The sequence below is a fragment of the Seonamhaeicola sp. ML3 genome, from assembly GCF_023273855.1.
Taxonomy (GTDB): Bacteria; Bacteroidota; Bacteroidia; order Flavobacteriales; family Flavobacteriaceae; genus Seonamhaeicola.
The window spans coordinates 574,391-598,171 of sequence record NZ_CP096884.1; the positions used below are offsets into that span (position 1 = coordinate 574,391).

At 35.5% G+C, this 23,781-nt stretch carries 20 protein-coding genes; 16 read left to right on the forward strand and 4 right to left on the reverse strand.

The window, feature by feature from the left end; translation table 11 throughout:
* Positions 1-47 precede the first annotated feature (47 nt).
* On the reverse strand, positions 48-1,289 hold the full coding sequence (locus tag M0214_RS02680) for a PAS domain-containing sensor histidine kinase (protein WP_248723937.1): 1,242 nt from the start codon (positions 1,287-1,289) through the stop codon (positions 48-50).
* Positions 1,290-1,456: 167 nt separating this feature from the next.
* Here M0214_RS02680 and M0214_RS02685 point away from each other — a divergent pair, with 167 nt between their 5' ends.
* From M0214_RS02685 to M0214_RS02740, 12 genes are all read left to right on the forward strand, one after another.
* Entirely contained in the window at positions 1,457-3,832 is a 2,376-nt protein-coding gene (locus tag M0214_RS02685; RefSeq protein ID WP_248723938.1) for a heavy metal translocating P-type ATPase metal-binding domain-containing protein, read from the forward strand.
* 182 nt (positions 3,833-4,014) lie between these two features.
* On the forward strand, positions 4,015-4,203 hold the full coding sequence (gene ccoS / locus M0214_RS02690; RefSeq protein ID WP_248723939.1) for a cbb3-type cytochrome oxidase assembly protein CcoS: 189 nt from the start codon (positions 4,015-4,017) through the stop codon (positions 4,201-4,203).
* A 9-nt stretch (positions 4,204-4,212) separates the two neighbouring features.
* Positions 4,213-6,405 carry a cytochrome-c oxidase, cbb3-type subunit I gene (gene ccoN / locus M0214_RS02695; protein WP_248723940.1) on the forward strand — a complete coding sequence of 731 codons (2,193 nt, stop codon included), beginning with the start codon at positions 4,213-4,215 and terminating at the stop codon, positions 6,403-6,405.
* A gap of 18 nt (positions 6,406-6,423) precedes the next feature.
* A complete protein-coding gene (locus M0214_RS02700) occupies positions 6,424-6,609 on the forward strand; it encodes a CcoQ/FixQ family Cbb3-type cytochrome c oxidase assembly chaperone (protein ID WP_248723941.1) in 186 nt (61 codons plus the stop codon).
* Positions 6,606-7,505, forward strand: coding sequence for a cbb3-type cytochrome c oxidase N-terminal domain-containing protein (locus tag M0214_RS02705; protein ID WP_248723942.1), 900 nt, complete (start codon positions 6,606-6,608; stop codon positions 7,503-7,505). Before M0214_RS02700 ends, M0214_RS02705 begins: the two co-directional genes overlap by 4 nt.
* Positions 7,506-7,587: 82 nt before the next feature.
* Positions 7,588-9,012, forward strand: a complete 1,425-nt coding sequence (ccoG, locus tag M0214_RS02710; protein WP_248723943.1) for a cytochrome c oxidase accessory protein CcoG — start codon at positions 7,588-7,590, stop codon at positions 9,010-9,012.
* A 180-nt stretch (positions 9,013-9,192) separates the two neighbouring features.
* A complete protein-coding gene (locus M0214_RS02715; protein WP_248723944.1) occupies positions 9,193-9,639 on the forward strand; it encodes a FixH family protein in 447 nt (148 codons plus the stop codon).
* A 202-nt stretch (positions 9,640-9,841) separates the two neighbouring features.
* Complete coding sequence (locus M0214_RS02720; RefSeq protein ID WP_248723945.1) at positions 9,842-10,543, forward strand: sulfite exporter TauE/SafE family protein; 702 nt, start codon at positions 9,842-9,844, stop codon at positions 10,541-10,543.
* A 175-nt stretch (positions 10,544-10,718) separates the two neighbouring features.
* Positions 10,719-11,390: a TetR/AcrR family transcriptional regulator gene (locus tag M0214_RS02725; RefSeq protein ID WP_248723946.1), complete on the forward strand. Its 672-nt coding sequence runs from the start codon at positions 10,719-10,721 to the stop codon at positions 11,388-11,390.
* A 2-nt stretch (positions 11,391-11,392) separates the two neighbouring features.
* Positions 11,393-13,051: a peptidase domain-containing ABC transporter gene (locus tag M0214_RS02730; protein ID WP_248723947.1), complete on the forward strand. Its 1,659-nt coding sequence runs from the start codon at positions 11,393-11,395 to the stop codon at positions 13,049-13,051.
* 6 nt (positions 13,052-13,057) lie between these two features.
* Positions 13,058-14,416 carry an HlyD family secretion protein gene (locus M0214_RS02735; protein ID WP_248723948.1) on the forward strand — a complete coding sequence of 453 codons (1,359 nt, stop codon included), beginning with the start codon at positions 13,058-13,060 and terminating at the stop codon, positions 14,414-14,416.
* Positions 14,413-15,813 carry a TolC family protein gene (locus M0214_RS02740; protein ID WP_248723949.1) on the forward strand — a complete coding sequence of 467 codons (1,401 nt, stop codon included), beginning with the start codon at positions 14,413-14,415 and terminating at the stop codon, positions 15,811-15,813. Before M0214_RS02735 ends, M0214_RS02740 begins: the two co-directional genes overlap by 4 nt.
* Positions 15,814-15,886: 73 nt before the next feature.
* On the opposite strand, the gene M0214_RS02745 is transcribed toward M0214_RS02740, so the two are convergent.
* Both M0214_RS02745 and hemN read right to left on the reverse strand, forming a co-directional pair.
* Positions 15,887-16,717 carry a universal stress protein gene (locus tag M0214_RS02745; RefSeq protein WP_248723950.1) on the reverse strand — a complete coding sequence of 277 codons (831 nt, stop codon included), beginning with the start codon at positions 16,715-16,717 and terminating at the stop codon, positions 15,887-15,889.
* A 17-nt stretch (positions 16,718-16,734) separates the two neighbouring features.
* Positions 16,735-18,099: an oxygen-independent coproporphyrinogen III oxidase gene (gene hemN / locus M0214_RS02750; protein WP_248723951.1), complete on the reverse strand. Its 1,365-nt coding sequence runs from the start codon at positions 18,097-18,099 to the stop codon at positions 16,735-16,737.
* A 124-nt stretch (positions 18,100-18,223) separates the two neighbouring features.
* Between hemN and M0214_RS02755 the strand changes: the two genes are divergently transcribed.
* The 4 genes from M0214_RS02755 to M0214_RS02770 all read left to right on the forward strand — a co-directional run bounded on the left by M0214_RS02755 (position 18,224) and on the right by M0214_RS02770 (position 21,435).
* Positions 18,224-18,850: a YceI family protein gene (locus tag M0214_RS02755; protein ID WP_248723952.1), complete on the forward strand. Its 627-nt coding sequence runs from the start codon at positions 18,224-18,226 to the stop codon at positions 18,848-18,850.
* A 12-nt stretch (positions 18,851-18,862) separates the two neighbouring features.
* Positions 18,863-20,023, forward strand: coding sequence for an acetylornithine deacetylase (gene argE, locus M0214_RS02760; RefSeq protein WP_248723953.1), 1,161 nt, complete (start codon positions 18,863-18,865; stop codon positions 20,021-20,023).
* An 80-nt stretch (positions 20,024-20,103) separates the two neighbouring features.
* Positions 20,104-20,634, forward strand: coding sequence for an RNA polymerase sigma factor (locus M0214_RS02765; protein WP_248723954.1), 531 nt, complete (start codon positions 20,104-20,106; stop codon positions 20,632-20,634).
* Between the two features lie 3 nt (positions 20,635-20,637).
* On the forward strand, positions 20,638-21,435 hold the full coding sequence (locus M0214_RS02770; protein ID WP_248723955.1) for an anti-sigma factor domain-containing protein: 798 nt from the start codon (positions 20,638-20,640) through the stop codon (positions 21,433-21,435).
* Between the two features lie 111 nt (positions 21,436-21,546).
* Here the strand turns inward: M0214_RS02770 and M0214_RS02775 are convergent, their stop codons facing one another.
* Positions 21,547-23,781 (reverse strand): TonB-dependent receptor domain-containing protein, encoded by a 2,235-nt coding sequence (locus tag M0214_RS02775; protein WP_248723956.1) that lies wholly within the window; start codon positions 23,779-23,781, stop codon positions 21,547-21,549.

A 23,781-nucleotide genomic window follows, 5' to 3' on the forward strand; every position in this document is an offset into this window, starting at 1 on the left:
GATGTCTTAACCTCTTCTGTAAAGATTATTTTAAATACCTCAATTCTTTAACTTGCTTTATTTGGCAGTGTTATAGTGAACGAACTTCCTTTATTTTCTTCGCTGATGAAGGTTATATTGCCTCCTAAGTTATTCAAATGACTTTTTACAATATTCAGTCCAATTCCTGTCCCTTGCACTAAAAGCGCATTTTCAGCCCTAAAATAACGATTAAATATTTGTTTTTGGTCGGCTTCTGGAATTCCCATGCCATTATCTGAAACCACAAAAGTGGTATCCGTTTCATTTTGGTCTATTTTTATATCAATAACTGTATTCTCTGGCGAATATTTAATGGCATTATGCACCAAATTACTTAAAGATAATTCCAATATTTTTTCATCTTGATGTAATGACAAATCATCAATTTGCTTCGGATAGTTTATTTTCTGTCCTTCCTTTAAAAGCATATTGGCATTGTATATAACCTCATCAATAACTTTGGTCAATCTAAAAGTGCCATATTTGTAGGTTACCTTACCGGTTTCCAACTTTTCTACAGAAAGAAAATCATTAAGAATATTGTTAAGATAATGCACTTTATCAGAAATGGTTTTAATGTGCTTATCCCGTCTTTGCTGCTGTTCGGTTAACTTATACTTACTTAACAACATGGCAGAGGTTAAGATACCACTTAAAGGGGTTTTAAACTCATGCGATACAAGAGATAAAAATTTTGTTTTCAACTCATTAAGCTCTTTTTCTTTCTTAAGCGCATCACTAATTTTATTTTGAGCTTCTATTCGTTTTTGTATCTCAATATCTCGTTTTTTGTTGGCCTCTTTTAATTCTTCAACTGTGGTACTTAAAGCCTTTGTTCGCTCCGCCACTTTTTTCTCCAACTTACTGTTTAGCTCTTGTAACTCCTCTTCTTGTTTTTTACGAACAGAGATATCAATAACTAAGGCCATTACATAAGTATTCCCATTAAAATCCAAAGGATTAAGACCAGCCTCAACCGGAAAGGAGTATCCACTTTTATGAGCTCCATACAAATCCCTTCCATGCCCCATTCGTCTGCTTTCTCTTGCTTTCATAAAGCCATCTACATGCTTTCCATGGCCGGCATGATATTGTTTAGGAATTAAAATCTCTAAGTGTTGATTTAACAATTCGTCATTAGAATAACCGAACATGTGTTCAGCCGACTTATTGATAGACACGATTTTCTGGTCTTTATCAACTACAATGACCCCCTCTGAAACAGCCTCGAAAAGAGCATCAAATACATCATTACCGTTTTGAAACATTATTAAACTACTAGGATTAAATGGTTTAGAACTCGAAACAAAAAAGACGGTATGTTCACTTCGAATTTCCTGCTCATGTTGTGTAAAAATATATAAATCATGACTAATATCATATTTTAATTTTCACTTTCCCTCCACCTTTGCATTGGGTAAAAATGAGCAAATTTATGGAGCATAAAACATGTTTCCACTGTGGCTTGGATGCCACATCGTCCAACATCACTTTTGATGACAAGTCGTTTTGTTGTAACGGTTGCAAAACCGTTTACGAGATTTTTTCGGCTAACGATTTAACTTGCTATTACGATTTACAAAACGCTCCAGGAGCAACTCCAAAAGAAGTTGCCGGCAAATACAATTTCTTGGAAAACGAGAAAATTGTTGAGCAGCTCTTGGAATTTAATAGTGACGATACCGAAATTGTAAATCTTTACATTCCGCATATTCATTGTAGTTCTTGTATCTGGATTTTAGAAAATTTAAACAAGCTCCACCCAGCCGTTAGTGCTTCCGTAGTAAACTTTGGAAAGAAAACCGTTAGGGTTACGTATAACTCAGAAAAGACCACGCTTAAAGAGTTAGTTATTCTTTTAAGTAGTATTGGTTATGAACCTTATATTAGTTTAGAAGATTACAGCGTTGGAAAAAAGAAAACCGACCGTTCTTTAATCTACAAACTAGGTGTTGCTGGTTTTGCCTTTGGAAATGTGATGTTTCTATCCTTCCCAGAATATTTTGAAGTTGGTGAATTTTGGCTTGAAAAATACAAACACCTGTTTAGGTGGTTGATGTTTACCTATAGTTTACCTGTAGTTTTTTATTCGGCCCAAGGTTATTTTATTTCGGCTTTTAAAGGCCTACGCTCTAAAATATTGAACATTGATGTACCCATTGCTTTAGGTGCAGCCGTGTTATTTATTAGAAGTAGTGTTGAAATTATTCTGGATTCCGGTTCTGGCTTTTTTGATAGTTTAACAGGGCTCATCTTCTTCTTATTGGTTGGTAAGTTCTTCCAACAGAAAACGTATACATTCTTATCATTCGAACGGGATTATAAATCCTATTTCCCCATCGGAATTACCAAAATAACTGATGAAGGTAAAGAGGAATCCATTCAGGTTTATGACATTAAAAAAGGCGACAGACTTCTTATTAGAAATGAAGAGCTTATTCCAGTTGATAGTATACTTATAAAAGGAAAAGCAAGAATTGATTATAGCTTTGTTACCGGAGAATCCAAAACGGTTAGTAAGCAATCTGGCGACAAATTGTTTGCCGGCGGTAAGCAAGTAGATGGTAATATTGAATTAGATGTTTTAAAATCGGTAGAGCAAAGTTACCTCACCCAACTTTGGAGTAATGATGTCTTTAAAAAAGACAAAGCATCTTCTTTTACCACAATCACTAACAAGATTAGCAAAAACTTCACATTGGTTCTATTACTAATTGCCGTAATAGCTACGAGTTATTGGCTTGTAAATGATTCTAGCAAAGCCATTAATGTATTTACAGCGGTATTGATTATTGCCTGTCCGTGTGCCATCGCCCTATCGGCACCTTTTACTTTTGGAAACATATTACGGATTCTGGGAAAGAAAAAATTCTATCTAAAGAATGCCAGTGTTATAGAACAATTAGCTAAAATAAATACGATAATTTTTGACAAAACCGGAACAATAACTTCCAACAAAGAGGCCTCTATAAATTATGATGGTGAAACATTATCTGCATCTGAAGAAGCTTTACTAAAAAGTACATTACGAGGCTCTAATCATCCGCTAAGCCGTTCATTATATGAACTGTTGAATGAGCAGGACATTGTAACACTCGATGATTACCAAGAACACACCGGCAAAGGTATTGAGGCGCAATATAACAACGATTATATTAAAGTAGGTTCGGCGCCTTTTGTAGGTCATCAAGCTGAAACCACCACTCTAAATACAACTGTTCATGTAAGTACCAACAATACATACAAAGGCAAGTTCACCTTTTACAATGCTTATAGAAAGGGCTTAGCGCAACTGTTCAATATTCTTAAAAAAGATTATGATTTAGCCATTCTTTCTGGCGATAATGCAGGGGAAAAAGAGAACTTGACCAAGCTGTTACCTCCCAAGACGAAGCTTCTGTTCAATCAGAAACCAGAGGATAAACTGGAATACATAGAATACCACCAAAGTGAAGGCGCGAGTGTTTTAATGATAGGTGACGGATTAAATGACGCTGGTGCATTAGCCCAAAGCAATGTTGGCATCGCCATCTCAGAGAAAGTGAATGTATTCTCTCCTGCTTGTGATGCCATTTTAGATGCTTCAAAATTTAATGAACTGTCTAATTATTTGAAAATATCGAGGTCGGCCATAAAGATTATAAAATGGAGTTTTGTGCTCTCATTCATCTACAACATCATAGGCTTATACTTCGCCGTTACTGGGCAATTGGCCCCTGTTGTGGCGGCTATATTAATGCCTTTAAGTTCTATTAGCATTGTGGTATTTACTACAATTTGCACCAACATTGTTGGTAGAAGATTGAAATAAAAAAAGATATCCTTTTTATTCTAGATAGAGTAAGTATGCGAAATAATCTCATTGATTTAAGAGATTGCCACAGCACGTATAAAAACGTGACTCGCAATGACAGACAAAAAACATAAACATGACCATTGTCATGTTTTAAAAATGTATATGAAAGTACTTTTGATCCATAACTTCAAATAGGTATGAGTGTTATATATGTATTACTTGCTATAAGTATAATTGTAGCCGTTGGTTTTTTTATAGCCTTTATTATGGCCGTTAAGAGCGGACAATATGATGATAGCTATACACCATCGGTACGCATGCTTTTTGAGGATGAACTCATCAAAGAAAAATCAGATAATTCAATACTAACCAAAAAAAAAGATTAACAACTAATTATGGAGATGCAACAATTTCATTACGATAATAAAATCGTTACAAAGTTCATTTACGCCACAATAATTTTTGGAGTAGTTGGGATGTTAGTAGGTCTTCTACTAGCATTTATGTTTTTATTCCCCAACCTTACGGATGGTATTTCGTGGCTTAGTTTTGGTAGATTAAGACCATTGCACACCAACGCTGTTATTTTTGCCTTTGTTGGTAACGCCATGTTTGCTGGGGTCTACTACTCACTGCAACGATTATTGAAAACACGTATGGCTAGTGACCTCTTGAGTAATATCAACTTTTGGGGTTGGCAGCTTATCATTGTGGCGGCAGCAATCACCTTACCTTTAGGTATTACAACTTCTAAAGAATACGCCGAATTAGAATGGCCCATAGATATCGCCATTGCACTTGTGTGGGTGGTTTTTGGCGTGAACATGATTTGGACCATTTTAAAACGTAGACAACGTCATTTATATGTTGCTGTTTGGTTCTACATTGCCACATTTGTAACAGTTGCAGTACTTCATATTTTTAACAGCTTGGAATTACCAGTAAGTGCTTTAAAAAGTTACTCGGTATACGCCGGTGTTCAAGATGCCTTGGTACAATGGTGGTACGGGCATAATGCGGTAGCATTCTTCTTAACCACACCATTCTTAGGTTTGATGTACTACTTTATTCCTAAAGCAGCAAACAGACCGGTTTACTCTTATAGATTATCTATAGTGCACTTCTGGTCATTAATCTTTATATACATTTGGGCAGGACCTCACCACTTATTGTACACCGCTCTACCAGAATGGGCTCAAAACTTGGGTGTTACATTCTCTGTGATGTTATTGATGCCTTCTTGGGGTGGTATGATAAACGGTTTATTAACCTTACGTGGTGCTTGGGACAAAGTTAGAACAGACCCTGTTTTAAAATTCATGGTAGTGGCAATTACCGGTTACGGTATGGCGACTTTTGAAGGGCCTACCTTATCGCTTAAAAACGTAAATGCCATTGCCCACTTTACCGACTGGATTATTGCCCACGTACACGTTGGTGCATTGGCCTGGAACGGATTCATGGCCTTTGGTATGATTTACTACTTAGTCCCAAGGTTATTTAAAACAAAAATACACTCGCTTCCATTGGCCAACCTACATTTCTGGTTGGGTACTTTAGGTATCATTATATATGCATTACCAATGTATGTTGCTGGTTTCACACAAGCCAGTATGTGGAAACAGTTTAACCCAGACGGTACTTTAGTTTATGGTAACTTCTTAGAAACAGTTACCGAGATTATTCCAATGTACTGGATGCGTGCTATTGGTGGAACCATGTATGTGGTTGGATTGTTAATCTTAGTTTATAACGTATGGGTTACTATTAAGCACGGAAGCAAAGTTGAAGACGAACTGGCAGAAGCACCTGCATTAGAGCGTGTAACTAAAAGGCGAACGGCCAATGAAGGATGGCATACTTGGTTAGAAAGAAGACCTATACAGTTAACTATTTTAGCAACGGTTGCCATTCTAATTGGTGGTATTATTCAGATTGTTCCCACTATTATGGTGAAGTCTAATATCCCAACCATTGCCAGCGTGCAACCTTACACACCTTTAGAATTGGAAGGTAGAGATATCTACATACGTGAAGGTTGTGTTAGCTGTCACTCGCAAATGATTAGACCTTTTAGAAGTGAAGTTGAACGTTACGGTGAGTATTCTAAAGCCGGTGAGTTTGTTTATGACCATCCGTTCCTTTGGGGTAGTAAACGTACAGGACCAGACTTACATAGAATTGGTGGAAAGTACAATGACAACTGGCACTTTAACCATATGTACGACCCACAAAGTACCTCATCTGGTTCCATCATGCCACGTTATCCTTGGTTGATTACCGGTTCTTCAAGTACACTTGATAAATCACAGACTGAAGCTAAGATGCGCACCATGGTATCCTTAGGTGTTCCATATTCTGATGAAGAGATTGCCAACGCGCAACAAAGTATGACAGCACAAGGAACTCAGATTGAAGAGAACTTGAAATCTGATCCAGACTTTGCCAGTAACTACGAAGCAGATAAAAAATATGCTGCCGATAACGGTGAAGAATTTGTGGAGATGAAGAATAGAGAGATTGTTGCACTTATTGCTTATTTACAGCGATTAGGAACAGATATTAATGTTGAAACCGCTCAGAACTAACCCTCAAAACCAGAAATCATGTTAAAATTTGTAAAAAATCATATGGAGAGTATCACTGGGATAGAGATATACCCTATCATCTCCCTACTAATCTTTTTTATCTTTTTTGTAGCACTGTTTTGGTGGGTAGTATCTGCAAAAAAAGACTATATAAACACCGTTAGCAATATTCCATTAGACAACCAAAACGACGACACATTATGAGAAAATTAGTTCCATCTTGGGTAAGAGTACCCGTAGTATTCTTCATCATCTTCGGAGTTGTTGAATTCTTTATAGACTCAGGCGAAAAACCTGCCTTTATAGAATATCCCGTAGTATTACTATTTCTCTTTCTAGTACTTCTAATTTTAATCGCTATTGAAGCGATTATTGGAGCACTTGAAAATGTGATGCTTCATAAGTTAGATGAAGAAGCTAAAGCCAAATTTTTAGCCGATAAAGAAAAAGCGTATCAATTCACTTGGTTAAAGAAAACTTACACGAAACTTCTTGGACAAAAACCAATTGAAGAAGAAGGCGAAATTATCCTAGACCACAACTATGATGGCATTAAGGAGCTTGACAATAACTTACCACCATGGTGGTTATACGGATTTTATATCTCAATAATTTTTGCTGTTGTTTATCTAATTAGATATCATGTATTTGATGGCCCCGGACAAATTGATGAATTAGAAACCGAATTGGCAGAAGCCAAAATAGCCATTGAAGAATACAAGAAAACTGCCAAAGATTTGGTTGATATTAATACCGTAACACTGCTAACTGATGCTGGCGATTTAAGTGCTGGAAAAGCGGTTTTTAACACCAATTGTGTGGCCTGTCACATGGCCGATGGCGGCGGAGGTATTGGACCAAACCTTACTGATGACCATTGGATTTTAGGTGGTGGTATCAAAAATGTATTTAAAACAGTTTCTGAAGGTGGTCGTTCCGGTAAAGGGATGATAGCTTGGAAAACACAACTAAAACCATCGCAGATAGCACAAGTAAGTAGTTACGTATTAAGTTTACAAGGTACAACGCCAGCGAACCCCAAACCACCAGAAGGTGATATTTGGGTCGCTGAAGATACAGAAGCAAAAGCACAGGAATAAAGACATGTAGTTCGACTAACTCATTCATATCCAATGATTCCCTTTGTTTTTAAACAAAGGGAATCATAAAAACCAAAATTACTTGGAAACCCCAGAAAACGAAATATTCAGAGATTCCATAAGCACAGTTACCGAAGAAGGGAAGCGTGCCTGGGTGTATCCTAAAAAACCAAGTGGAAAATATTACGACAAAAGAAAACTTGTTAGCTATGGCCTGCTGGCATTTTTATTGGCATCGCCATTTGTAAAAATTGGCGGGAATCAATTTTTAATGTTCAACGTTCTGGAGAGACGATTTAACATTTTTGGTTTCCCTTTTTGGCCTCAAGATTTTCACTTGTTCGTTATCTCAATGATAATTGGGGTGGTATTTATAACACTGTTTACAGTGGCTTTTGGGCGTATTTTTTGTGGCTGGATTTGTCCGCAAACCATTTTCATGGAAATGGTTTTTAGGCGTATTGAGTATTGGATTGAAGGCGACCGAAACAAACAACGCAAATTAGCACGACAAAAATGGGATGCTGAAAAGATTAGAAAAAAAGGATTAAAGCTTTTTATTTTCGTAGTCATTTCATTTTTAATAGCCAATGTATTTCTTGCCTATTTGATTGGTGGAGACAGGTTACTAGAATACATTGTAGAAGGCCCATTTAGTCATATGGGCACACTTATACCTTTAATAATCTTTACAGCTGTTTTCTATTTTGTATTTGCATGGTTTAGGGAACAGGTTTGCGTAATCGCTTGTCCTTACGGAAGGCTACAAGGCGTTCTTTTAGATACCAAATCGGTTGTGGTTGCATACGACTATAAACGTGGTGAAGGCCCTAGTGGCAGAAAAAAATTTAGAAAAAACGAAGACAGACAAGCGCTTGGACATGGCGACTGTATAGACTGCTTGCAATGTGTACATGTTTGTCCCACGGGCATTGACATAAGAAACGGCACCCAATTGGAATGTGTAAACTGTACAGCATGTATTGACGAATGTGATCATATTATGGAAAGCATCAATCTCCCAAAAGGATTGATACGCTATGCCAGTGAGGAAAACATTAAAAACAAAGTACCGTTTAAACTTTCGGCTAGAATGAAAGGCTATATCGCGGTCTTGACTATTTTGATTGGTATATTAACCGGTATGCTCTTTTTAAGAAATGAGGTGGAGGCTAATGTTCTAAGATTGCCAGGACAACTGTACGAGCACAAAGCAGATAATATTATAAGTAATGTGTTTACTTATAAATTGGTAAATAAAACAACACGAGACATAGAAGATGTAACGCTAAAACTGATGTCTCACAAAGGAACTTTAAAATTAGTCGCCACGAGCGATGATTTTGTTGTTCCTAAACAAGGTATTGCAGAAGGCACCTTGTTTATTGAAATAAACAATTCGGCGTTAACTGGTGATCGTAATAAAATTAAGATTGGGGTTTTCGTTGGTGATGAATTGATAGAAACTTGTACGGCCAATTTTTTAGGCCCTAGAAGTTATAAATAATTTTTTGGTTGGTGGTCGTAAAGTTATTGATTGGTTTTTGGCATTTAATACAATCAATAGCTTTTACGGCCAAATTTAGAAACTAAAGTGCATTAGGGATTGAGGTATTGTTGGAGCTCCTTGAAAAGAGCGACTACCGAAAGCCCGACCCGATAGGGGAATGCCATAAAAATAGAAGTCATGAAACTAAACTGGGGAACAGGTATCGTACTAGCATTTATAGGGTTTATTTCCTTTATAATGTACTTTATCATTACAATGAACATCGACGATTCGTATGACCATGATTTGGTTAGCGAAAATTACTATGCCGAAGAGCTGGCATACCAAAAGGATATTGATAAGCTTAAAAATTCGAAAGCATTAAGTGAAAACATCACTTATAAGAAGACAGAAAAAGGGCTAACCATTGTGTTTCCCAGTAATAAAGATTTTAAAAACATAACCGGAAAAGTGTTCTTATATAGGCCATCTAACAAACAATTAGATTTTGAAAGTACCATTTCATTATCTAATCCATATTTGCTCATACCTGACTCCCGTTTGGTAGATGGCCGTTGGAACATTAAAATTGATTGGCAATACGATGGGATGTCTTATTTGTATAAAGAATCCATAGAATATTAATAAAGCCATTTTTAACATGACAATATAATTGTTCTAAAAAATAGACCATCTAGCAAACTCCTAGATTTTGAAAGTACCATTTCACAATCTAATCCACTTTTGCTCATACCTGACTCCTGTTTGCTAGGTGGTTTTTTTATTAATAGAATTGACAGCAATATAATAGAATTTCTAGTTTAATTAAAAATCTATAATTTTTACTATGCTTGTTTCGGCATTTGTTTTGGGTATTTTAGGAAGCTTTCACTGTATAGGCATGTGTGGGCCAATTGCCTTTATGCTTCCAGTAGATAGAACAAATGCGTTTAAAAAGATATCTCAAATAGTAATTTACCATGCTGGGAGATTACTCGCATACAGCTTTATAGGACTAGTTTTTGGACTAATAGGCAAGAGTCTTTACATTTTTGGTTTTCAACAACAACTTTCCATAATCATAGGTGTTCTTATGATTGTATTGGTTTTAATACCACAGCATAAATTGAATCAATTTAGGGTTTCAAAACCTATTTACAGATTAATCTCAAAGGTGAAATCTGCACTTGGTTCTGCTTTAAAAAGAAAAACAGCAGATACTTTTTTAACTATCGGTTTTTTAAATGGCTTTTTGCCATGTGGCCTTGTTTACATGGCTCTTTTTGGAGCTATCTCTGCAGGCCATGCACTTCAAGGCAGCCTATATATGATTTTATTTGGCCTGGGAACTGTTCCTTTAATGACCACCGCCATTTACGCCAGTAACTTATTAAAAGGTGTAGCTAGACAAAAAATTCAGAAAGCCATCCCGGTTTTCGTAATCATTATAGGTGCCTTATTTATTATTCGTGGCCTAGGACTTGGCATTCCTTACATCTCTCCCACTCCAGTGTACGATGTTGTGAATAGTTCTATAGATTGCCACTAGAACACTCTTCTCTTTTTGAGTAATTAGACCCACGTATCTAATTGATTTTAAATTAGTTAACCAGACAACATATTCTTTTCATAAGAATTTGTTATGAACACCATTAACAAAATCAATAGTTTTATTCTCAATAATAATAGTAATACTATTAATTTAGCGCAAAATATTATTAATCATGGACAGATTACTATCAAATTTAAAAATTACTGTACCAGAAAAAATCTATGTAAAAGACCCAGAATCTTCAGATCTAGGAAAGCGTATCGTCGAGCACAGTATAAATTTAATAGATGAAATTGGCTTTGATGCTTTTACCTTTAAAAAACTTGGCGCTGTTATTGGTTCTAACGAAAGTTCTATATACAGATACTTTGAAAGTAAACACAAATTATTACTTTATTTAACGTCCTGGTATTGGGCATGGATTGAATACCAGCTAGTATTTGAAACTTATAGTTTGCAACCAGAAGATAAACTTGAAAAAGCAATTGAGATTGTTTCTAGAAGTACTAAAGAAGACACAAACTTCAGCCATATTAATGAGGTTGTATTAAACAGAATTATAGTTAACGAGAACTCAAAATCTTTTTTAACAAAAGAAGTAGACCAAAAAAACAAGGAAGGATATTATATCATTTATAAACGTATTGTTTATCGTTTAAGAGACATGATTAAAGCCATTTATCCAGACTACAAATACCCTTCAAGCTTGGCAAGCACCATATTAGAGGGAAGCTTACACCAACATTTTTTAAAGGAACATTTCGAATCTATAACAGATTGTAATTTAAATGTTTCTCCTTCAAATTTCATAAAAAACTTAGTCCTTAACACTTTGAACTCTTAATTATGACAAAAAAACAAATGACACCATGGCTTCGATTAGTGGGACTATTGGAGTTGGAAAAGAAAGATATTTTTCAAATTTTTTATTACGCGATTTTTGCCGGTATAGTTGCACTCTCTTTACCACTGGGCATACAGGCTATTATAAATCTTATTCAAGGTGCGCAAATATCAACCTCATGGATAATACTCGTAATTGTAGTAACCTTAGGCGTTGCGTTTTCAGGAGGGTTGCAACTTATGCAATTACGTATTATTGAAACCATTCAACAACGTATTTTTATGCGTTCGTCTTTTGAATTGGCATATCGATTTCCAAAGATAAAAATGGCCGAATTGCGAAACTATTACCCACCAGAATTAGCAAATAGATTTTTTGACACCTTAACCATACAAAAAAGTCTGTCAAAAATATTAATCGATGTACCTACAGCAGTGCTACAAATTTTGTTTGCACTTATTCTGCTGTCTTTCTATCATCCATTTTTTATCATTTTTGGATTACTGCTACTTATTCTAATAGCAGCTGTTTTTAGATTCACAGCCAGAAAAGGCTTAGAAACCAGTTTAAAAGAGTCGAAGAACAAATATAAGGTTGCGCACTGGATCCAAGAAGTTGCACGTTCTGTTATAAGTTTTAAACTTTCAGGAAACACAAGTCTGAGTCTTTCAAAAAATGACGAATTGGTAAACAACTATCTGGAGGCACGTGAGAGCCATTTCAAGGTTTTAATCCTTCAATTTATCCAAATGATAAGTTTTAAAGTCGTTGTAACTGCAAGTTTATTATTAATTGGAGGGGCTTTAGTTCTTAATCAAGAAATGAATATTGGTCAATTTGTTGCCGCCGAGATTATTATCATCTTAGTAATAGCCTCTGTAGAAAAACTTATTCTAGGTCTAGAATCGTTTTATGACACCTTAACGTCTCTTGAAAAAATCGGACAGATTGTAGACAAAGAAATGGAAGATCAAACAGGAGAAACTCCGGCTTATGACCGCGGTATAACTGTTGAATTAGAGGATGTTTCTTATGGCGTCTCCAATAGGGACAAACACATATTAAAAAATATTTCTTTAAAATTAAACAACAAGAGTAGAATTTTAGTAACTGGTGAAAGTGGCGCTGGAAAATCTACCTTACTAAGATTGGTTGCAGGAGTGATCGAAGCAACTTCCGGTCATGTTTATGTGAACGACATGTCCATAAATAATCTAAAGTTGAACTATTACCGATCACAACTTGGATTATCACTTTCAGATGAATCGCCTTTTGAAGGTTCTATTCGTGAAAACTTAACCTTTGGCAACAAAGAGATTTCAGATGATAAAATCTATGAGGTCCTGGAAATAGTGGGACTAAAAAATTTCATTAAAGAACAAATCAATGGGTTAAATACCATTTTGTACCCAGACGGAAAGCAGCTTTCTTATACCCTTTCTAAAAAAATTGTTTTAGCTAGGGCTATTTTAAAAGCTCCAAAAATTATAATTCTTGAAGATGCTTTGGACAGATTCAACAAAACAGAAACAAAGTCTATTATCGATTTCTTAACCCACAAAGACAGGCCCTGGGGACTAATTGTGGTTAGTAGTAGTCGCGCTTGGATCGATCCATGTACAGAAGTAATAACACTTGAAAAAGGTCAAGTTAAAAACTAATTAGTTATGCTTAATATATCCCATAACAAATTGAACAAAAAGGTAGATTTAAATCAGTATAAATCTAGCAAAAACATAATGAACAAAGGCTATTACAAGTACTTTAACAGGTTCTTGCTTACAGCAGCCGTTATTTTACTTATTGTCTTATTCCTTCCTTGGACACAAAATATTACCGGCCAAGGTTTGGTAACTACCCTAAAGCCAAATCAAAGACCTCAAACTATACAGTCTCAAATTCCAGGACGAATTGAAGAATGGTTCGTGCAAGAAGGTGCTTTCGTAAAAAAAGGAGATACTATTTTAAGAATCTCTGAGGTGAAAAGTGATTATTTTGATGATAAGCTGGTTGAAAGAACCAATCAGCAAATTGTAGCAAAATCACAATCTGTAGAGGCTTACAGTGGAAAAGTTGGCGCTTTAAACAGACAGATTTCTGCACTAAAAAACGAACAGCGTTTAAAACTAGAGCAAACTCAAAATAAGCTATTACAAGCTAATTTAAAGGTTAAAAGCGATAGCATTGATTTAGAGGCTGCTAAAACCAATTTGAAAATTGCAGAAACACAATTTAACCGAATTCAAACGCTTCAAAACGAGGGCTTAAAGGCCGTAAAAGATGTTGAAGAGAAGCGCCTTAAACTTCAGGAGACACAGGCTAAATTTATCTCTCAAGAGAACAAGTATTTAATGAGTCAAAATGAAGTTATTAATGCTAAAATAGAGCTATCACGAATTGAAGCAACTTTTGGTGATAAAATATCAAAAGCACAAAGTGATATGTTTACGGCCCAATCGAGCCAATTTGATACCGAAGCTCAGGTTACCAAATTAGAGAACACATATACAAACTATAAGAGACGAAATAGCTTATTGTATGTAACTGCCCCACAAAGCGGATACATTAACAGGGCAATAACAGGCGGTCTTGGTATTACATTTAAAGAAGGTCAAGAATTAGTAAGTATTATGCCTGCTCAAATAGATTTGGCGGTAGAAACTTTTGTAAGACCTATAGATTTACCACTTATCCACAAAGGTGAGAAAGTTAGAATCCAGTTCGATGGTTGGCCCGCAATAGTTTTTAGCGGTTGGCCCAATGTTTCTTATGGCACCTATGGTGCAGAAGTTGTAGCCATAGAACGTTACATTAGTGCTAACGGAAAATACAGGGTGCTTTTAGCCCCAGATACTAACGACCATGAATGGCCTGAAGCTATTCGTGTAGGATCTGGCGCTAGGACCATAGCCTTATTAGAAGATGTACCTATTTGGTTCGAATTATGGAGACAGATTAACAGTTTTCCTCCAAATTACTATGAGCCTGAAATTAACAAAACTGCCTCAAAAAAAGATAAAAAATGAGAATAAGCTTATTAGCCATATTACTTTTTATTGGAACGGCATCTGCCCAAACTAACGATAGCATGTTAACGTTAGAAGAATATTTGGGCTATGTTAAATCTTTTCACCCTATTGTTAAGCAAGCCAATTTGGTTATTAACGAAAGCCAAGCCAAGCTCATGAAAGCTCGTGGTGCATTCGACCCAAAACTTGAAGTAGATTATGACCGTAAAAAGTTTAAAGGCACAGAATATTTTGACAAACTGAATGCTGCATTTAAAATACCTGTTTGGTTTGGTATTGAGTTTAAGGGAAATTTTGAGGAAAATACTGGAGATTTTCTGGATCGCGAATCTGATGTTCCAATCGATGGTTTATATAGTGCTGGCGTGTCTGTTCCATTGGCTAGAGGCCTGCTAACAAATAAGCGCATGGCTACATTAAGACAATCTAGACTATACGTAAAGCAAGCGGAGGCAGATAGACAATTACTAATTAATGATATTCTATTTGAGGCTACCAAAACCTATTTTAAATGGTTAAGGCATTATAACGAAAAAATGGTTTACGAAAACTTTTTAGAAAATGCCTCTATTCGTTTTAATGGTATAAAAAAGAGCTACGAAGTTGGAGACAAACCAGCCATTGACACTCTAGAGGCTAGAATCACATTGAACAACCGTAAATTAAATTTAGAGAAAGCACGCATAAAATTTATTAAATCCTCTTTGGAACTATCGAATTACTTATGGCTAAACGATAATACTCCGGTAGAAATTAAAGAAAATATCATTCCAGATGAGGGCACATTCAACATTGTTGACAATATCCTTAATACGTCGGCTATTGAAATAGAAAGTTTTGATATTGAGTCGCACCCTAAATTAAGGTCGCTAGATTATAAGATTCAAAGTTTAAGTATAGAGCGAAGACTAAAAAGAAACAACCTATTACCACAGATAGACCTGCAATACAATTTCTTGTCTGAAACACCCGAAATTGCGCGATCTTTCAGCACGGCGGCTTACAAGAGCGGACTTAACATCAACTTCCCTCTATTCTTGAGAAAAGAACGCGGCGATTTGAAGTTGGCGACCATTAAACTACAGGATACACGATTCGATCTTCAGAATACCAGACTGAGTTTAAAAAACAAGGTTGATGCCATTAATCAAGAACTAGACTCTTTTGTTACCCAGAACGACTTCACTTTAGCTATTGTAGAAGATTATTCGAAACTGTTAACTGCAGAAGAACGGAAATTCTTTTTGGGAGAAAGCTCACTGTTTTTGGTAAATTCCAGAGAATCTAAACTTATAGACTCTAAGCTTAAGGCTATTGAAATAGAGAATAGCTTTTTAAACACTAAAGCAAGTCTCTTTAATGTTTTAGCATTGTCTGATGTTCCTTTGGACTAAAAATAGAAGGGCGCCGAAGTCCTAAAACCTCAGCGCCCCTCTCGCGAAATTAATAACCAAAATTATAAACAATCTATATCTTAAAAGTCATAACTGGCAGATTAGCATGGTTAGCGACATCTTCGCCAACACTACCTTGAAAGAAATGAGCTAAGCCCTTTCTACCGTGGGTAGCAATCACAATTAAATCTGCACCAACTTTATTGGCACTATTTAGTATACCATCTTCTACACTATAGTCACAGACATAATGTACATCTTCCATTTTTTCTAAGTTTCGCTCTGCCTTTGTGAAAAAGTTCACAACATTCTTTTCTATTTCAACAGAGCTCTTAAATCTATCATTTGGCAAATTAACATGAACCAAATACAACCTGGAATCCATGGCATTGAACATTTTAGAAGCTTTTAAATAAGACTCTATGGACTCTTCGGAAAAATCGCAGGCGAAAAGAACAATATCAAAATTCACTTCTCCTATATCATTTTTAACAACTAAAACCGGAACATCGGCATTTCGTATAACACGTTCGGTATTAGAGCCAATAAAAAATTCTTTAGCCCCACTTACACCATGAGATCCCATAACAATAAGATCAGCCTTGTTAGTCCTAGCAACATCGTTAACCTCACTAAACACTTTAAAATGCTTAACGATTGGGGTAACCTTTAGCCCATTTAAATAGTCCTTCTTCAAAAACTTTTCAAATCGTTGCTCTGCCAATTTCAAAAAGTAAATTACCTTTTGTGGTTCTTCTCCCGCTCCTGTTAACATGATATCAGACATTTCCAGCATGTGCAACACCAATAGCTCGGCATTATTCTTCTTGGCTAAACTAGCCGCAGCTTTAAGTGCGTATTCAGAGTATTCGGAGAAATCTATAGGTACTATTATTTTTTTCATTATTTCTACAGTTTAGTTTAAACAGTCATGGAAAACAGTTGAGTGTCCGGCTGTTTCCGCTTCAACAACAAGTCAAAAGCCATACAAATGTTCCTTACGAACGGCTGTCCTTTTTTAGTCACCTCAATACTATTCGAGTTGATATTGAGTAATCCATCGGCCTCCATTTCTTTCAACCTAATCAGAGTTTCAGGAAGCTCATTAAAATATAATTTACCCCTAGTCCATTCTGTTTTAAAGGCACACATTAAATTTAAAATGTGCCGCCTTATAACAAGGTCTTCATTATTTAAAATATGACCTCTATAAACCGGGATTATGTCCTTGTCCAATAATTTATAATACGCTTCAATTCCTTTTACGTTTTGTGAAAAGCCATACCAACTATCGCTTATCGACGACACCCCCAAACCAATCATCGCCTGAGTTTTAGAAGCAGTATAGCCCATAAAATTTCTATGTAAAGTGCCTTTATGCATGGACTTATAGAGCGTATCTGTTTCTAGAGCAAAATGGTCCATACCTATTTCATGATAACCTACCTCTGCCAATAAATCTTTTCCTAACTCGTACTGCGCTCGTTTTAGTTCGGCTGAAGGCAAATCGGTATCACTAAAACCCCGTTGTCCGTTTCCTTTAATCCAAGGCACGTGCGCATAACTATAAAAAGCTAGTCTATCGGGAAGTAAAGCCTTTGTTTTTAGTATGGTTTCTTTTACATGTTCTAGATTTTGAAACGGTAAACCAAAGATAATATCGTGCCCAACCGAGGTATATCCTATCTCTCTTGCAAGTTCGGTTGCTCGTTTTACGTTTTCAAAAGGTTGCACTCTATGAATGGCTTTCTGCACGGTTTCATTATAATCTTGAACACCATAACTCACCCTTCTAAAGCCAACATTGTACAATGCCTGTAAATGTTCACTTGTTGTATTATTGGGGTGACCCTCAAAGCTAAACTCATATTGTTCTGCAAGAACAGCATCTTTTAAAATTCCTTTTATTAAAAACTCTAAATTTTCAGGGTTGAAAAAAGTAGGTGTGCCACCACCAAGATGCAATTCCTTAATAATAGGCTTTTCATCAAATAACTGGAGGTATAAGCCCCATTCTTTCAATACCGCATTTATATAAGGTGATTCTACACTATGCTGTTTCGTTATTCGCTTATTACAACCACAAAACGTACATAAACTTTCGCAAAAAGGAAGGTGTATATAAAGACTTATTCCTTCTTTGGAATTGCTTTCCTTTAGTGATTTTACAAGTGATTCTTTCCATGAATTTAACGAGAACGTCCTTTCATCCCAATAAGGAACGGTTGGATAGCTCGTATACCGGGGACCCGCAATATTATACTTATTAATTAACGCTCTTGACATACCTGACTTTTAATAGTTCAAAAGTATTATCTATACTGCTTTTAAAAAATGATATATATCATATAGGTATTTGTATTTATTTGAATATTGCGTACCTTCACATAAACAAAAAAACACATTGAAAATGAAAAAAATTAGTTTGCTTTTATTAGCATTAATGCTAGTAACAACAGCTTGTAAAGATGAAAAAAAGGCAACCGATACAACAGAAAAAGAAGTCGTTAAAACCGAAAAATTTGTTGTAAAACCAGAAGCAACTTCTGTAAAATGGACGGCTTACAAAACAACAGAAAAAAAAGGTGTTGGCGGGGAATTTACATCGGTAAAATTTGATGTAAAAGAGGGCAGCTCTGCTCAAGAGGCTCTTAACAATTTAAAATTCTCTATTCCAATTAGTAGTTTGTTCACTAATGATGCCACAAATACTAGAGATGCCAAAATCAAAACATTCTTCTTTGGAAAAATGCTCGATACCGATATGCTGAAAGGCACAATAAGTTATGATGGTGACAAATGTTCTGCTGCACTTACTATGAATGGCGTTACCAACGACCTCCCTTTAGAGGTAAGTATTACAGACGGAAGACGCGTATCTATGACCGGTGTAATGAACTTGGCAGAATGGGATGCACTTGATGCGCTTAGCGCACTAAATAAAGTATGTTACGATTTACATAAAGGCCCCGACGGTGTTAGTAAAACTTGGGAAGACGTTGCTATTGAAGTAAGCACATACTTAAGAGACAAATAGGTTAAAAACTTAATGACCACCCAACAAATCCTTGAAAAGCTAGTTTCATTCCCAGTACTGGGCGGCGAAAGTAATTTAGAAATTATCCATTGGATAAAAGATTATATAGAAAGCTTTGGTATTACAACAAAATTGGTTCCCAATGAGCGTAATACCAAGGCTTCTTTGCATTGTAGAATGGGACCAGCGGTTGACGGAGGTGTTATCTTATCTGGCCATACCGATGTGGTTCCTGTAAAAGGTCAGCCCTGGGACTCCGATCCTTTTACATTAACAGAAAAAGACGACAATAACCTTTATGGACGTGGCAGCTGCGACATGAAAGGCTTTTTAGCTTGCTGCTTAGCAGCACTACCTGAAATAGTAAATAGTAAATTAAACAAACCATTATATTTCGCGTTCTCTTACGATGAAGAAATAGGCTGTTTGGCTGCCCCTGCACTTATAGAAGATATTAAAAAAACGTATTCTGAAATCCCTAAATATGCCATAATTGGTGAGCCATCCATGCTACAACCTATCATAGGGCAAAAAAGCATTCATATAATTGATATTAGTATTACCGGATCCCAAGGGCATAGCAGCCGAATTAAACAGGAAGTTAGTGCTGTGCACGAAGCGGCACATATTATTCTTTGGGCCGAAGCTAAAATGAATGAACTCATTAATACGGGCCGACTGGATGATAGATTCAATCCGCCACATTCCTCCCTGCATACAGGTCTAGTTAATGGTGGCATTGCACCAAATATTATTGCAAACAAAGCCACTTTATCATTGGATATACGGTGTCTACCTCAAGATAATGCCGAAAGTCTCTATAAAGAACTCAAGGCTTTTTGTGAGCAAAGAGAAACTTTACAACAATCGGTTTTTCCTAAATTTAATATTGAAGTGGTTGAAAACCACCCTATAGTACCGTCATTAAATACAAGTGAAAATTCTACTGTTGTAGACTTAATAGGAAAAATAACAGGCAACTACAATTGGACAACCGTATCCTATGCCTCGGAAGCAGGTCATTTTTCCAATGCCGGTTTCGAAAGTATTATATGCGGACCTGGATCTATAGCCCAAGCACACCGAGCTAACGAATTTATTTCTAAAGATCAATTAAACAAAGGATTGGAAATGATAAAAAACTTAGTTAGCCTAGAAGCAAACACACTTTAATTCTTATGTTTTTTGTTTTCGAAAAAATTTAAAGCTAACTTCACAAAAAATCTTTAAAAAAAGAACCTAGCATTAATTAAATGCAATTAGAAACACTTGTTAAAAAATTTCAGGATAAAGACGAAAACGCTTTTGAATCACTATATAACATGTATAGCCAAAGTATTCATGGTGTTATTTTTAATATTGTAAAAGATGATGCTTTAGCCGATGAAATAACCCAAGACGTGTTTATAAAAGCCTGGCATAAATCTAACTCTTATAATAGTGGTAAAGGCCGATTTTTTACTTGGATTTTAAATATTGCTAGAAATGCAGCAATTGACAAAACACGTTCTAAAGACTTTAAGAAAAATAAGCAAAACCTTAATGCCGATTTTTTCGTAAATATTATTGAAGCCTCTGATAATTTGGACAACAAAACCGATGCTATTGGCATTAAACAATTTGTAAGCAAACTAGCCGATAACTGTAAAAAAATCATAACCCTACTATATTTTAAAGGATATACTCAAAGTGAAGCTTCAGAAACACTAAACATGCCTATAGGCACAATAAAAACTAGAAACCGAAATTGCATTAAAGAACTTCGAAACATGGTTCTTAATTAAACAATGGATACAAAAGCATACATAGAATCTGGAATTTTAGAGCTATACGTAGCCGGCGTCCTCTCCAAAAAAGAAAATGAAGAGATATATGCGCTTATGCAAAAACATCCTGAAATTTTACAAGAGGTTTTAGAAATTGAAAGTGCTGTGGTTAAACTTACTGCTGCGACTTCTTCACATAACACGAATAAAAATATTCAGTATTTAAAACATAAGTTAGGTTTTAAAAACACCAAAGTAGTTTCAATAAAACCTAAGTACAATTGGCTGACTTACACCGGTTGGGCAGCTTCCATAATTTTAGGAGCTGGATTATTATGGACTATAAACCAAAATAATCAGTTAAAATCCGATATTAATGTTGCTACTATAAATGAACAATTATTAGAATCTGAAATAGAAAAAGCAAACAGTAATTTAAAAGATGCCAAACACCTTATTTCGGTTTTAAGGGATAGAAACATAATAGCTGTACCGCTTCCTGGACAAACCGCTTACCCAGATGCTTACGCCAAGGTTTATTGGGATAAAAATGCCAATAACATTTATTTAGATGCAGAAGGTTTACCCTTACCACCAGAAGGCAAAGTTTACCAAGTTTGGTCTTTAACATTAAATCCTTTGAGCCCTACAAGCCTAGGAATACTCAATAACTTTAATACAGATGAAAATAAAATATTTACCATAAGAAACACTAACCAATCTCAGGCATTTGGCATTACTTTAGAACCTGCTGGTGGTAGCTCATCACCTACTTTAGACCAACTTTACACCTTAGGTCTTGTTGAAAACAATTCTTAAAAAAAGGAAAGCTACTAATTATTTCAAATTAAGTAACTTTCCTAAGCAACAAACCAACCAAAAAAAACTAATACTTTTAATCTACAAAAGACGTTTAAAGATTTCTACTGTTTAAAATTTATAACTTATTACACCCTTTATGAAAAATGGTGTACCGGGCGTAAAATGAATTTCTTCAACAGGTGTTATTTCGTTTTGAAGTCTTGATTCTGTAGCAAATTGTGTTTCGTTCCACTCGGTGTCAAAAAGGTTTTCTATCACAACACCAAAAGTTATATTTTTAATAGTGTAATTCGCATTAATATCAGTCACAAAATAACCATCGGCAACAATACTGTTATCTTCATTGGCAGGTCTATCATCTAAGTACCTATAGTTTATGCTTCCAGAAAACCCTTTATAATCTTGCAAAGACAAACCTCCAGTTACTGTGAAATCTGGGGCCAACGGAATGTAATCATTTCCTTCATCTTCAGCAGTACTTCGTGCTTTAGTATAGGTAGCATCGGTATTAAAATGAATATAGTCTGAAAACTGATAGCGAATACCGAAATCTACTCCATAACGTTCTGTTTTTCCGCTGGGTTCAACAACCCCGGCATCGCCCACATAAACAAATTCCTGTTCTAAAAACAAATACCAAAATGCAGTATTTAAGAGCAATTTTTGTGTTGGTTTCCAAATATTACCAAAATCAACACCATATGCTTTGGGCAAAATATTTTCTTGTGTATTGGTTACAACCACACGTGTATCGTTTGAGTGAAAACCAATGCCCGATTTTAAAAACCACTTTATGTTGTTATTAGCTGTGTAAAATAAGTTAAGCTTAGGGCTGAAAATCGTTTTGCCTTCAGATAACGTTTCACCAGTATTGCTAAGTTTATCTTTGTAGATAAACTTATAATTATCTAACCTAACACCTGGTGTAAACGTAAATTTGCCTTTTGTAAATGCTGTATTAAAAAAAGCTGATGTATTAGTTTGATTAATATCTCCTAACTGTACCGCTTCGTTTAATGTAGTTTTATTTATAGTTTTTGACAACTCATTATTATTCGAAATATCATACCTAAAAGACAACCCATAATTTAAATTCACCTCAATATCATTTAAAAATGTTTCGGTTGTAAAGGCGGTGTTCAAACCAAAAATATTGCGACTTTCCTTTTGTTTAATTTGGTCTCCGTTCTCCTCATCATCTAAAAAGAAGGTGAAATTTGAAAATAATTCGAAATTATAATTACTGTAAAAAGCGTTGGTTTTAAATATAGTGTTATCACTAACCTGTTTTGTTAAACTCACATTGAAATTAGTTCTGTCAGTAGTACCACCTTCAGTATCATCAATTGCGCCAAATCTTGAGATTAATCCGCTATTTACGGCTCGCACAGGAATTTGTCCCGAAGCATCCCAAGTACTTGTAAAATGCGAAGCTGTTAGCGTTATTTTATCGTTTGAAGGTGTGAATAACACGTATTTTCCAAACATATTAAGTCTGTTGAAATTTTGTGGCGACTCAAAAGGACCATCACTTTGTAAATTTTCAATGGCTACGTATGCATGTTGGTTATTCACCTTATCAAGTAAATTAAACATACCCAATACACGTGACGTATTAAACTGCCCCAAACCAAATGAAATAGTACTGTTGTTTAAATAATCTTTGGTGGAAAAATCTACATATCCCGCAGTATTAAAATCGCCTTTATTGGCATAATATGGTCCTTTACCAAAATCTATTTTATTCACCGTTTCTGGTATTATAAAATGCAAATCACTATACCCTTGCCCATGAGAATGTGAGACCATATTTACTGGCATACCATCAACCGAAAGAGCTATATCTGTACCGTGATCTATATCAAAACCTCGTAAAAATATTTGTTCGGCTTTACCACCTCCTGCATGCTGCCCGATAATTAATCCGGGTACTTTACGTAATATTTCTTGTGATGACTTTACAGGATTTGTATTTAAATCTAAATCGGTAACAGTGCTTAAGGCATTTAACTGCTCTGAAATCACCAATTCATCTAACGAATATACTTTTTCAGATAACTGAATGGTTATATACTCTTGCACATTCTCTAGATATATAATTTTTGTTTTGTAACCTAAAAGTCCAATTTTAATAGAATCACCAACTTTTGTGTCATTTAAAATAAACGTTCCTGTTTCTAGTGAATGAGCGTGACTTTTAGAGTTTAAATTATAAATATACGCGGCTTCTAAAGGTTGGTTTTTAGTGTTTAACACTTTCCCTTTAAGCTGCTGCGCGTTAGTTTTAACAAAAGCGAAAAGCACCAGTAAGCAAAGCCATATTTTGGTTAATTTAATTATCAT